Annotated in this window: 10 protein-coding genes; all 10 read left to right on the forward strand. The window is 62.2% G+C overall.

Translation table 11 applies throughout. The annotated features are described in order from the left end of the window. The 10 genes from J3P88_RS13065 (at nucleotide 1) to J3P88_RS13110 (ending at nucleotide 13,005) form a co-directional block, all read left to right on the forward strand. On the forward strand, nucleotides 1-363 hold the full coding sequence (locus J3P88_RS13065) for a Rieske (2Fe-2S) protein (RefSeq protein WP_186729379.1): 363 nt from the start codon (nucleotides 1-3) through the stop codon (nucleotides 361-363). Nucleotides 364-541: 178 nt separating this feature from the next. Continuing rightward, on the forward strand, nucleotides 542-1,666 hold the full coding sequence (locus J3P88_RS13070) for an FAD-dependent oxidoreductase (protein ID WP_434575701.1): 1,125 nt from the start codon (nucleotides 542-544) through the stop codon (nucleotides 1,664-1,666). Nucleotides 1,667-1,794: 128 nt separating this feature from the next. Next, nucleotides 1,795-3,474 (forward strand): DUF1302 domain-containing protein, encoded by a 1,680-nt coding sequence (locus tag J3P88_RS13075; RefSeq protein WP_434575702.1) that lies wholly within the window; start codon nucleotides 1,795-1,797, stop codon nucleotides 3,472-3,474. 12 nt (nucleotides 3,475-3,486) lie between these two features. After that, nucleotides 3,487-4,851, forward strand: coding sequence for a DUF1329 domain-containing protein (locus J3P88_RS13080; protein WP_434575704.1), 1,365 nt, complete (start codon nucleotides 3,487-3,489; stop codon nucleotides 4,849-4,851). 71 nt (nucleotides 4,852-4,922) lie between these two features. Next, complete coding sequence (locus tag J3P88_RS13085) at nucleotides 4,923-6,026, forward strand: WD40/YVTN/BNR-like repeat-containing protein (RefSeq protein WP_434575706.1); 1,104 nt, start codon at nucleotides 4,923-4,925, stop codon at nucleotides 6,024-6,026. Between the two features lie 4 nt (nucleotides 6,027-6,030). After that, the gene (locus J3P88_RS13090; RefSeq protein ID WP_434575708.1) at nucleotides 6,031-8,562 is read left to right on the forward strand and encodes an efflux RND transporter permease subunit; all 2,532 of its coding nucleotides are present in this window, start codon (nucleotides 6,031-6,033) and stop codon (nucleotides 8,560-8,562) included. A 125-nt stretch (nucleotides 8,563-8,687) separates the two neighbouring features. Continuing rightward, a complete protein-coding gene (locus tag J3P88_RS13095; protein ID WP_434575710.1) occupies nucleotides 8,688-9,890 on the forward strand; it encodes an MFS transporter in 1,203 nt (400 codons plus the stop codon). 48 nt (nucleotides 9,891-9,938) lie between these two features. Then, the gene (locus J3P88_RS13100; protein WP_434575712.1) at nucleotides 9,939-11,012 is read left to right on the forward strand and encodes a Rieske 2Fe-2S domain-containing protein; all 1,074 of its coding nucleotides are present in this window, start codon (nucleotides 9,939-9,941) and stop codon (nucleotides 11,010-11,012) included. After that, nucleotides 11,009-12,052: a Rieske 2Fe-2S domain-containing protein gene (locus tag J3P88_RS13105; protein ID WP_434575713.1), complete on the forward strand. Its 1,044-nt coding sequence runs from the start codon at nucleotides 11,009-11,011 to the stop codon at nucleotides 12,050-12,052. Before J3P88_RS13100 ends, J3P88_RS13105 begins: the two co-directional genes overlap by 4 nt. Beyond that, nucleotides 12,052-13,005 carry a PDR/VanB family oxidoreductase gene (locus J3P88_RS13110; RefSeq protein ID WP_434575714.1) on the forward strand — a complete coding sequence of 318 codons (954 nt, stop codon included), beginning with the start codon at nucleotides 12,052-12,054 and terminating at the stop codon, nucleotides 13,003-13,005. The genes J3P88_RS13105 and J3P88_RS13110 overlap by 1 nt, the downstream gene beginning before the upstream one ends. The last annotated feature ends 11 nt before the right edge of the window (nucleotides 13,006-13,016 follow it).

The raw sequence follows: 13,016 nt of genomic DNA on the forward strand, positions 1-13,016 counted from the left end.
ATGAGCCACGACGCAATTGTTCTCTGTCGACTGGATGAATTGGTCGAAGGGCAGGCCCGCGGGTTCGATCCCCTGGGTACGGGCAAGGACAGTGTGTTTGCCCTGCGCCATGACGGCGAGGTGCGTGTCTATCGCAACAGTTGTCCGCACCTGGAGGTGCGGCTGGAGTACCGCAAGGATCGTTTCCTCAGTGTCGATGGCAGCCAGATCGTCTGTTACGCCCATGGTGCCCGGTTCCTTCCCAGCACGGGGCTGTGCGTCTACGGGCCGTGCCTGGGGGAAAGCCTGAGTGCGCTGGGATGGCGAGCCGAGGCCGATTGGCTGGTGCTCGAAGCGGGTCAGTTGGAGGCGTGTGGACCCTAATTAAGGTATCGCGGTAGCTGATACATCGTATCCCTACATGCGATTAGTCAAACGCCTGCTTTGCCGAGAAAGTGGACACAAAGCGGTACCGAATGCGTGCAAACACAGCGAGTTCTGAAGCCTGGGATCGCCCCGGCAGAACGCTCGCGTGCATAACAAGAATAAGAGTGAGACGAGCATGAACGCAGTGAAAAAGGTGCTTATCGTCGGTGGTGGTATCGCTGGTCTATGTGCGGCAATCGCTTTGCGTCGCAAAGGCATTGTCGTCGACCTTGTCGAGCTCAAGACGCAGTGGACAGTCTACGGCGTTGGCATCATCCAGCAGAGCAACGTCGTGCGCGAGATGGCCAAGTTGGGTGTGTTGGACGGCTACCTGGATGCTGCCTACGCGTTCGAGGATGTGACCATCAATACCACCGCCGGTGAACAGCTGGCGCGGATCCCTGGTCAACGCCTGGCCGGCCCCGACTACCCAGCCAACGTCGGCATCTCGCGCCTGGCCCTGCATCAAGTCCTCAGCGAAACCGTTGCTGCCCTTGGCGTCTCGGTCCGTCTGGGCTTGAGTGTCGAGTCGCTGGAGCAGGTAGGCGAGGGCGTTGATGTGCTGTTCACCGATGCCAGTCGCGGTCGCTACGACCTGGTCGTCGGCGCCGATGGCCTGTATTCCCACCTGCGCGGTCTGCTGTTCGGCGAGCAGTACCTGCCGCGCTTCACCGGCCAAGCGGTGTGGCGCTACACCTTTCCACGCGCCGCCGGGATCGATCATCTGGCTACCTTCCAGGGGCCCGCCGGCAATGCCGGACTGGTGCCGCTGGGGCAGGATCAGATGTACCTGTTCATGACCTCCCACGAGCCCGCCAACCAAAGGCTAGAGCCTGCCACGCTGGCGTCCCAAATGCGCCGGCGCCTGAGTGGTTTCACCGGGCTGATCGGCGAGCTGCGCGAGCAAATTATCGACAGTGACCGAGTCGTCTATAAGCCGCTGGAGGTGGTGTTCGTCAGCGAGCCCTGGTATCGCGGCCGGGTCGTGCTGATTGGCGACGCGGTGCACGCTACGACGCCGCATTTGGGCCAGGGCGCCGGTATGGCCATCGAAGATGCCGTCGTGCTTGGCGAAGAGTTGGTCGCCGGCGGCGGCCTTGAACAGCAGCTCCAACGCTTTATGGAACGCCGTTATGAGCGCTGCAAATTCATCAGCGACAGCTCGGTGTTGGCCGGTGACAAGGAAATGGCCCACGACAGCAGCTTCGACCGGATCGGCCTGGTCAGGCAGATGCTCGAGGTCACGGCAGCGCCTATCTGAGGCACCGGCAAAACCGAATTCGCTTTCCCCTGGATGTTTCATGCCTGTGCAGGCTTGGCCCGGCTCGACTGCGGGCGCCGTTTCACCAGAAGAACTGACATACAACAACAATAAAGAGGGTTACTTCGATGGCTACTCGCAAGATCGCTGCGTCGCGGCGCGTCCCTTTCACCCTGACCCTTGCGGCCAGCCTGGGGCTTGGTGCGTCGGCTGCCCAGGCCTTCCAGATCGACACCGGCAATCCCGATCTCAGCTTGCGCTGGGACAACACGCTGAAGTACAGCGCGGCCTGGCGCCTGAAGGACCCCAGCAGCAAGCTCAGCGAGGGGCAGACGGCGCTGAACCAGAATGACGGCGATCACAACTTCGGCAAGGGGTTGATCTCCAATCGCCTGGATATTCTTTCCGAGCTGGACATCGGTTTTCACAACTTTGGTGCCCGTCTGAGCGGTGCCGCCTGGTACGACACTGTCTACCAGGACCGCAACGACAACAACGACGCGGCCAGTGCCAACCAGCGTTCGGTGGGCTTCGACGAGTTCACAAGCGACACCCGTCAACTGCATGGAGGTGACGGTGAACTGCTGGATGCCTTTGTCTACTGGAACGGTGAGCTGGCCGACCGTACCTTGTCGGTTCGCGCAGGGCGCCACGGCCTGATCTGGGGCGAGAGCCTGTTCTTCGGCGCCAACGGCATTGCCGGGGCCATGGCACCGGTGGACGTGGTCAAGGCGCAGTCGGTGCCCAACACGCAGTTCAAGGAAATCACCCGGCCGGTCAACCAGCTCTCGACCGCCTACCAACTGACCGACGACGTGTCATTAGGCGCCTTCTACCAACTGGAGTGGGAAGCTACCCGCTTGCCGGGCGCCGGTAGCTATTTCTCCACCAGCGATACTATCGGCGACGGCAATGAAAGGCTGATCACCGGCGGGCCGTTCCCGGATTTCCTGGGCGGCAATGCCAACAGCCCGGCCGCTTTTTTCCATGGCCAGGACAAGAAAGCCAGGAGTTCCGGCCAGGGCGGCCTGCAGCTCAAGTACAACACCGGGACGACGGATTACGGCCTGTATGCGCTGCAGTATCACGAGAAGACGCCCTCGTTGTATTTGAAACCGAATGCCACCGGGCCGAACTTCAGTACCGGGCAAGTCGGCGAATATTCCTGGGTCTACCCGGAAGACATCCGTGTCCTGGGCGCCAGCTTCGCGACCTCCGTGGACGAGTACAGCTTTGCCGGCGAGGCATCGATGCGCTGGAACATGCCGCTGGTGTCCAACGCCCAGACCGTCCTGCCGGGCGTCGACGCGGACAACAACGATGACGCCCTCTACGCGGTTGGCCGCACGGCCCACGTCAACCTCAACGTCCTGGCTTCGCTGGGCCCTTCCTTCGTCGCCAATGAAGCCAGCCTGGTGGGTGAGATCGCCTGGAACCGCCTGCTGGCCGTGACCAGGAATCGCGCCGCCCTGGACCCTAACGCCGCCGATGACGGCCTGGGCTTGAAGCTGGTGTACACGCCTACCTATCGCCAGTTTTTCCCTGGCGTCGATATCAGCGTGCCGGTGGGCATCAGCTACTTCCCCATGGGCAAGTCGGCGGTGATCAGCGGGTTCGGCCCCGACAGAGGAGGGGACATGAACATCGGCGTCTCCGCCACCTACCTGGACCAAGTGACCGTGGGGCTGACCTACACCCACTTCTACGGTCCCGAGGACACCAGCCTCAACGCCGCCAACCAGTTCAATTACAAGCAGTCGTTGAAGGACCGGGACTACCTGGCTTTCTCCGTCAAGACCACGTTCTAAGAGGATTTGCGCATGACCATTCAGTTCACTCTAAAGGCCTTGTGCTTAACCCTGCTGGCCGCCGCCGCGCCGATGGCCCTGGCCGCCAGCGCCGAACAAGCGGCCGAGCTGGGCAAGACCCTGACGCCCTTCGGTGCCGAGAAGGCTGGTAATGCCGATGGCAGTATTCCGGCCTGGGATGGCGGCTACACCAAGGTCGATCCGGCCTATGTTCCGGGCGGCAAACGTGGCGATCCGTTTGCCGCGGACAAACCCTTGTACAGCATCACTGCCCAGAACCTGGCCAAGTACGCCGACAAGCTCAGCGACGGCACCAAGGAGCTGTTCAAGCGCTTTCCGAAGACCTATCGCATCGATGTCTACCCGACCCGGCGCACGGCGGCCGCGCCGCAATGGGTCTATGACAACACATTCAAGAATGCCACCCGCGCCAAACTGATCAACAGCAGCGCCGGCCTGATTCCCGACGGTGCCTATGGCGGGATCCCGTTTCCGATTCCACAGAACGGCACCGAAGCCATCTGGAACCACGTGCTGAACTGGCGCGGCACCTCGGTGGCGGGGCATTTCCGCCACTATCTGATGACGGCCGACGGCAACCAGGTGATGACGAGCGACGGCCTGTTGACCCAGGAAATGCCCTACTACTTCCAGGAGGGCGGCCCTGAAAACTACTCGGGCGACTACTGGCAGGTGCACTTTGTCAATCTCGGCCCGGCGATTCGTGCCGGCGAGCAGATCCTCGGGCGTGAAAACATCAACGGCGACAAATCCCAGGCCCATGTCTACCTGAGCGGCCAGCGCCGGGTGCGCACGCTGCCCAACGCTTGTTGCGACACGCCGACGCCGTCTACCGCCGGGGTCATGTCCTTCGATGAGTTGAGCGTGTGGGGCGGGCGTACGGACCGGTTCGACTGGAAATTGGTAGGCAAGCAGGAGATCTACGTCCCCTACAACACCAACAAGGTGCAAAACGCTGCCCAACCGCAGGACCTGCTGGGCAAGCACCATCTGAACCCGGATTACGTGCGCTGGGAGTTGCACCGCGTCTGGGTGGTCGAGTCCACGGTGGCCGCCGGTAAGCGCCACCAGTTGCCCAAGGGCCGTTACTACCTCGACGAGGACACCTGGCAAGCCCTGCTCGGCGACCGTTGGGATGCCAGCGGCCAACTGGCCAAGACCCTCTGGTCGCTGCCTTCGGTGCTGCCCGACCTGCCAGGCCTGGTGCAACTGTCTTCCGGTTTCTACGACCTGACCTCCGGTGCGTGGTTTATCCAGAACCTCTATGCCGGGTTGCCGGACCAGTATCGCGCGGTTGATCGCTACAAGGCCTCGGAGTTCTCGCCAGCGGCGATGGCGGGGCGCGGCGTGCGTTGAGTCTGAGCTGAGCGTGAAGGGCAGGCCTGTGGGACTGCCCTTGGGATACGAGTGTTTGTCCGAGGTAGGTTATGAACAGAATCAGTCAGGCGAGCGCGTTGCTCTTGGCCCTGTATTTGTCCTTCGCCACGAGTAAGTGCCTGGCCGGGTCGGCTGCGGTGGGCGTGCCGCTCAATACCCCGGCCATGGGGGTACCGGCTGCGCAGAACGGCGTATTGATCGATCTGGCGCGGGCTGGCACACGTCTGGTGGCAGTGGGTGAACGCGGCCTGGTGGTCTTTTCCGACGATAACGGGCAGAGCTGGCGCCAGGCTTCGGTGCCGGTATCGGTCAGCCTGACGGCGGTGCAGTTTGTCGATGCGCAACAGGGCTGGGCGGTCGGCCACGCAGGCGTGGTGCTGACGACGCATGATGGCGGCGAGCATTGGACGCTGCAGCTTGACGGCGTACGCGTGGCGCAGCTCGAACTGGATACCGCCAGGGCCGAGCAGGCCACCGCTGCCGACCCGGATGCCGCCCTGATCCGGATACAAAATGCCGAGCGTCTTGCCGCCGATGGTCCAGACAAACCTTTCCTGGCGCTGGAATTCGTCGATGCGCACCGCGGGTTGATCGTCGGTGCCTATGGTTTGGCCCTGCAGACCACCGACGGCGGTGCCACCTGGCACTCGATGATGGGGCATATCGCCAACCCGAACGGCTTGCACTTGTACGCGATCAGTCGCCAGGGCCCGCGTTGGTTCCTGGCGGGCGAGCAGGGTTACCTGGCGCGGTCGGACGACGACGCGACGTCGTTCAGCCAGTTGGACAGTCCTTACGAAGGCAGTTTCTTCACCCTGCAGAGTCGTGCCGATGGCGCGTTGCTCGTCGCCGGCCTGAAGGGCAACGCCTTTGTTTCCAGCGATGCTGGCGCAAGCTTCCAGCGCCTGTCCGTTCCCGTGCCGATTTCCTTCAACGATGCCACTCGCCTGGACGATGGCCAACTGCTGCTGGTCAACCAGGGCGGCATGCTGTTCCGCAACAGCGAGCAGACCGGAGCGGCGCTGCTGCCACTGGGCAAACCCTTGGGCAAGCCTGTTTCAAGTGTGATCGAGGCCGCCGATGGCAGCCTGATCGTTGCCGGTTTCACCGGGCTGCAGCGTCTCGCGCAGCCAGCCACTGCCGCTTCGGAGTGAGGTTATGACGTCCCCTGGTAAGTTTTTCCAGTCCCCTGCGAATACGTTCGATGACTTTGATCCGCGTTCCGGCTCGGTGCTCGAACGTGCATTGTTCAACCATCGTCTGTGGGTGTTGCTACTGTGCCTGGCAACCACGCTGGTGCTGGGTTGGCAGTCCAGTCGTGTCGAGCTCAATGCCAGTTTCGAAAAAATGATCCCCACCCATCACCCCTATATCGCCCACTACCTTGAGCACCAGCAGGAGTTGAGCGGGCTGGGTAATGCGGTGCGCATTGCCGTGGTCAACAAGCAGGGCGATATCTACGACAGCGCTTACCTCAAGACGCTGCAGGCATTGAGCGACACGATCTACCTGCTGCCCGGTGTCGACCGTGCGTACATGAAGTCACTCTGGACGCCGGCCACACGCTGGGTGGCGGTGACAGAAGCGGGCCTGGAGGGTGGGCCGGTCATTCCGGATAACTACGATGGCGGCGCTGCGAGCCTGGCGGCATTGCGGCGCAATGTGCAGCTGTCCAACGAAATCGGTCAGTTGGTGGCGTTCGACCAGGCTTCGAGCATCATCCAGGTACCGCTGCTGCAGCGCACCCCCGATGGCCGACCATTGGACTACACCCAGCTGTCGCAACAACTGGAGTCGTTGCGCAGCCAATACCAGAGCGACAACATCGACATCCGTATCACCGGTTTCGCCAAGAAAGTCGGTGACCTGATTGCCGGCCTGCGGCAGATCCTGATTTTCTTCGCCGTGGCGATCCTGATCACCACGGTGGTGCTTTATTGGTACACCCGCTGCATTCGCAGCACTCTGTTGGTGGTGTTCTGCTCATTGGTGGCGGTGGTCTGGCAGCTCGGCTTGCTGCCGCTGCTGAATTACCAACTGGATCCCTATTCGGTGCTGGTGCCGTTCCTGGTGTTTGCCATTGGCATGAGCCATGGGGCGCAGAAGATGAACGGCATCATGCAGGACATCGGGCGCGGCATGCACCGGGTGGTCGCCGCACGCTTTACCTTCCGCCGCCTGTTCCTTGCCGGTCTCACCGCGCTGCTGTGTGATGCGGTGGGTTTCGCGGTGCTGATGATCATCAAGATCCAGGTGATCCAGGACCTGGCGATGATCGCCAGCATCGGCGTAGCCGTGCTGATCTTCACCAATCTGATCCTGCTGCCGATATTGCTTTCCTATGTCGGGGTCAGCGGTCGCGCGGCGCGACTGAGCCTGAAAAGCGAGCACGCCGAACAAGCGGGCCAGCATCGTCATGGGTTCTGGCGCTTCCTCGACCTGTTCACCCAGCGCCGGTGGGCGGCGTTGTGCATCGCTTTGAGCCTAGTGCTGGCGACTCTCGGCTTCGTGGTCAGCCTGCAATTGAAAGTCGGTGACTTGGATGCGGGCGCGCCCGAGCTGCGGGCCGACTCGCGCTACAACCAGGATGATGCATTCCTGACCCGGCATTACGGCGCCAGCAGCGATCTGTTCGCGGTCATGATCAAGACCCCCGCCAGCGCCTGTTCGCGCTATGACATCCTGAACAAGGTCGATGCCCTCGACTGGCAGTTGCGTACCTTGCCAGGGGTGGATTCGACCAATTCCCTGGCCTTGCTCAATCGCCGGATGCTGGTGGGCCTGAGCGAAGGCAGCCCGAAGTGGTACGAGCTGCAGAACAACCAGGCGATGCTCAACATGGTCACCGCCGGCGCGCCGCGTGGGTTGTACAACGAAGACTGCAGCCTGCTGACCCTGTACACCTACCTTTCCGACCACAAGGCGCAAACCCTCAGCGGCCTGGTGGATCACGTCGAACAATTTGCCGCCGCGAACAATACCGACGAGGTCCAGTTTCTGCTGGCGGCGGGCAATGCCGGGATCGAGGCAGCGACCAACATTGTGGTCAAGCAGGCCAACCGCGAAATGCTGTTCTGGGTCTACGGTGCGGTGATCCTGCTCTGCCTGATCACCTTCCGCTCCTGGCGCGCCACGGTGTGCGCGGTGATTCCGCTGATGCTCACCTCGATCCTCTGTGAAGCGCTGATGGTCTGGCTGAATATCGGCGTCAAGGTCGCGACCCTGCCGGTGATCGCCCTCGGCGTGGGCATCGGCGTCGACTATGCGCTGTACGTGATGAGCATTCTGCTCGGTCACATGCGCCAGGGCACCAGCCTGTCGGAGTCGTATTACCGGGCGCTGCTGTCCACCGGCAAGGTGGTGATGCTGACCGGTGTGACCCTGGCGATCGGCGTGGCCACCTGGATGTTTTCGCCGATCAAGTTCCAGGCCGACATGGGCGTGCTGCTGGCGTTCATGTTCGTCTGGAACATGGTCGGCGCGCTGGTTTTGTTGCCAGCCCTGGCTCACTTCCTGTTGCCGAGCAAGCGTGTGAGCACGGGACCGGCCGAGGCCGAACCCAGCCATCCGACCAGCTTGCCGCTGACGCCTGCCTTAATCGAGGAGGGGGCGTGCGTGAAACATTCGCTGCGCCTGGCTCCGGGGCTCGATCAGACGGCAACGGCGGCCGCTCATCCCGTCGCGTCATAACAACAAGAAAGGACTTCCCATGTCTCGTGTGCATCTATTCCAGCAGTCTCTATGGCTTGACCTCATCGCCGGCCTGAGCGCCTTCGGCATGGCATTTTGCGCGGCGCAACCTGCGGAGGTGCGCGATGAACGTTGAACGCCAGGCGCGGCTGCCGCAGTCCCTGTTGCTCTTGCTTGGCAGTTGCCTGCCGGTGCTCGGTGCGGTGCTGCTGGCTCCCATCCTGCCGCGCATGCAGGAACACTTCGCCGGCACACCGGGCGTCGCGGTGCTGGTTCCCATCGCCCTGACGCTACCGGCGCTGATGATTGCCCTGTTGGCACCCTTCGCCGGAATCATTGCCGACCGACTCGGGCGCAAGCCGTTGCTGATCGGTGCGATGTGCCTCTACACCGTCTGTGGCGTGCTGCCGTTCTGGCTGGATTCGTTGCAGGCGATCGTTGTCAGCCGCGCCGGCATTGGCGTGGCCGAGGCGGCGATCATGACCTGCTGCACCACGATGATGGGTGATTACTACAGCGGCGCACGACGTGAACGCATGTTCGCCCTGCAAATGGTCGCGACGTCGTTGTCGGCGGCGATCTTCATTGCCGTCGGTGGCGTGCTCGGCGAGCACGGCTGGCGTACCCCGTTTGCCCTGTATGGGCTGGGGCTGGTGTTCCTGCCGCTGATGGCCTGGTTGCTCTGGGAGCCGCGTGGGCATGCGGCCATCGAGAAGAAGCCGATGAGCGGGGCATTCCCCTGGCGCACCTTGGCACCGTTGTATGGCTTGTCTTTCCTGGCAGGCTTGAGCCTATTCATCGTGCCGGTACAAGTGGGTTATCTGCTCAACCTGTTGCATGTCGAAGGCTCGCAACAGATCGGCTTGACCATGGGCGCCAGTCAATTCGGCGTGCTGGTCGGCGCCCTGAGTTTTCGTCTGTTCAGCGGTGTGCCGGCGCACCGGCAGATGCTCCTGGCCTTCGTCGCGGCCGGGATGGGTGGCGGGCTGCTGGCGGTAGCCAACAGTCACGGGCTGGTGGTGATCGCCGTCCTGATCAACGGACTGGGCATCGGCCTGATGATGCCGACCTTGCTCACCTGGATCATGGCCCAGGTCGATTTCCAGCAGCGCGGCCGCGCCGCCGGCGGTTTCACGGCGATGTTCTTTGCCGGTGAGTTCGCCAGCCCGCTGGTGGTGCTGGCGATCACCGGTGGGGTAATCGGTGCCTTGCCCGCTGCACTGGGAATTGTCGCGGGCGTTCAACTCGTAGTGGCCCTGGCCTGTCTTCGGTTGCGGGTCAGCGGGGCTGCTTTTCCCACTGCGGTTACCGCAGACCCTGAGCACTGACTTGCCCATTCGACGTTTCATAACAATAAAAACAATGAGGAGAACACCATGAGTTATTTGCTCAACACCTGGTACATCGCTGGGTGGGCGGACGAGCTGGCGCAAGGTGGCATGCTTGGCAGAACCATCGTCGAGCAACCGATCGTGTTCTTTCGCAATAGCCAGGGTGTCATCCAGGCGCTCGCCGATCGTTGCCCGCATCGTTTTGCCCCGCTGCACATGGGCAAGATTGTCGACGACAGCGTCCAATGCCCGTACCACGGCTTGCGTTTCGATGGCAGCGGCCAATGTACGCACAATCCCCATGGCGATGGGAGCATCCCCAAGGCCGCCTGTGTTCGCGCGTTCGCGGTCGTCGAGCGCCATGGGGCGATCTGGGTCTGGCCTGGCGATTCAAGCCTGGCCAACGATGCGCTGATTCCTGATTTTTCCTTTCTCGACGAGGCGCCAACCCACGCCAAGGGGCATGGGTATTTGCCTACGCGCGCGCACTACGAACTGCTGTCCGACAACATCATGGACCTGAGCCACGTTGATTTCCTGCACCCCGATACGCTCGGTGGCGGGGCGTTGTCACGCACCCGCGCCACCATCGAGGAGCTGCCCCATGATCGCGTCCGCATCAGTTGGTGGGCACCGGATGATGTGCCTCCACCGGCGTTCGGCGCTCACCTTGAAGATCCAAGCCGGGCTGACGTCTGGGCCGAAGTCATCTGGCACGCACCTGGCCTGATGCTGCTCGGCAGTGGCGCCACGGCGCCAGGGCGCCCCAGGGACGAGGGACCAGTGACATGGAACCTGCATCTGATGACGCCGCAGGACGCGGCCAACACCCATTATTTCTTTGCCAACACGCGCAGTTTCGAGCAGGACAATGCGCAGTTGAATGCCTTCGTCCAGGAGATGTTGATCGGCATTTTCGCCGGCGAAGACAAACCCATGGTCGAGGCTCAACAGCGCCAGATTGGCGAGGTTGAACTGCTTGGCCTCAGCCCTGTGTTGTTGCCAGTCGATGCAGGGGCCGTGCGCTGTCGACGTGTTCTGCGTCGATTGATTGAAGCCGAACGCGCGGAGACGCAAGCCGGTCCGTCATCAAACGTCGAAAAAGAGGAATTGCGATGAGCTTTCTACGCAACGTCTGGTACGCGGCCGCCTGGGGTAACGAGGTCAAGGCTGGCGAGCTGTTCCAACGAACCTTGCTTAATGAGCCCGTGGTTTTTTTCCGCGACATCCAAGGTAACGCCCAAGCCATTGCCGATCGCTGCCCCCACCGTTTCGCGCCCCTGGGCATGGGAATCCTCAAGGGCGATGCGGTGCGTTGTCCGTACCACGGCCTGGAATTCGATGGCAGTGGCACCTGTGTGCATAACCCCCACGGCGATGGTGCAATTCCCAAGGCGGCAAAGGTCAAGGCCTACCCGCTGGTTGAACGCTACAGCCTGCTGTGGATCTGGATGGGTGATCCACGCTTGGCCGATGCGACGCTGATTCCGGATTTCAGTTGCATGGATGAAGACCACTGGTATGTCGGCAAGCGCTACCTGCACGCGCGGGCCAACTACGTGCTGGAAACCGACAACATCATGGACCTGAGTCATATCGAGTTTCTGCATCCGTCTACGTTGGGTGGCGATGGCGTCAAGAGCGCGTTGACCAGCGTGCAAGAGAAGGGCAACACCGTTTGGTCCAACCGCCAGACGGTTGCGGAAATCATGCCGGAGTTTCTTTACGCCGCCTGGAACATTCCTCAGGGCACACCGGTGGACCGTTGGATCGATGTGCGTTGGGATGCTCCGGCGAATATGTTGCTGTTTTCCGGCGCCGTGGCGACCGGGCTCCCCAGGGATCAGGGCGTTTCCACACCAATTCCGCATCTGTTCACTCCAGAGACCGAGACCACGACTCACTACTGGTTCTCAGTCTGTTTCCCCAAGGCGATGGGCGAATTTGCCGAGAGATTCGCTGATGAGCAGGCGGCCGCGATCAGCCGGCCCTTTGCCGATGAAGACTTGCCAATGCTCGAGGCGCAGCAGCGCATGATGGGCGCTGCATCGTTCTGGGACTTGAAGCCAGTCCTGCTGATCGGTGACGCAGGAGCGGTTCGCGCGCGGCGTGTACTCGATCGCATGATTGCCGCTGAGCAGCCTGCGGGTGCCAAGTGATGATTGAAGTCATCGTCACTGGCAAACGCCTCGAAGCCGAAGGCATCTACAGCTTCGAACTGGCCCCAGCGGAAGATTCCATGTTGCCTGCCTTCAGCGCCGGCTCGCATATCGACGTGCACCTGCCCAATGGCCTGGTGCGCCAGTACTCGCTGTGCAATCACCCCGAAGAACGCCACCGCTACCTGTTGGGCGTGTTGCTCGACCCGGCGTCTCGCGGCGGTTCGCAGGCCATGCACCAACAGGTGCACGAAGGTAGTCGGCTGCGCATCAGCGAGCCACGCAACCTGTTCCCGCTTGAGCATGGGGCGGGGTACAGCGTGCTGTTCGCCGGCGGTATCGGCATCACGCCGATCCTCTGCATGGCCGAGCGCCTGGCGCGGATCGGCGCGCCTTTCGAACTGCACTATTGCGGTCGCTCGGCCGGGCGCATGGCCTTTATCGAGTACATCCGCCGTTCGACATTCGCCGCTTGCGTGCAGGTTCATATGGACGATGGCGAGGAGGTCCAGCGTCTCGACGCCGGTCGGGTTCTGTCCGGGCCAGCCGCCGACCGTCACCTGTATGTCTGTGGCCCCAACGGTTTCATGGAACACGTTCTCGGCACGGCGCGCGCGCAGGGCTGGGCCGAAGCGCAACTGCACCGTGAGTACTTTACCGCCGCCGCTGCGCCGGCCAGCGAGGCGGGCGGTTTCGAGGTGCAACTGGCCAGCACCGGACAGTGTTTCCAAGTGCCGGCCACGCTCAGCGTCGCCCAGGTGCTGCTGGAGGCCGGCATCGACATCCCGTTGTCTTGCGAACAGGGCATCTGCGGCACCTGCCTCACACGCGTGCTGGAAGGCGAGCCGGAGCATCGCGACATGTTCCTGACCGATGCCGAGCGGGCCCGCAACGACCAGTTCACGCCTTGCTGCTCGCGCGCGAGGAGCGCGCGGCTGGTGCTCGATCTTTAAGGTTTTCTCAT

This window comes from Pseudomonas sp. Z3-6, from assembly GCF_051131985.1.
Classification (GTDB): domain Bacteria; phylum Pseudomonadota; class Gammaproteobacteria; order Pseudomonadales; family Pseudomonadaceae; genus Aquipseudomonas; species Aquipseudomonas zanjanensis.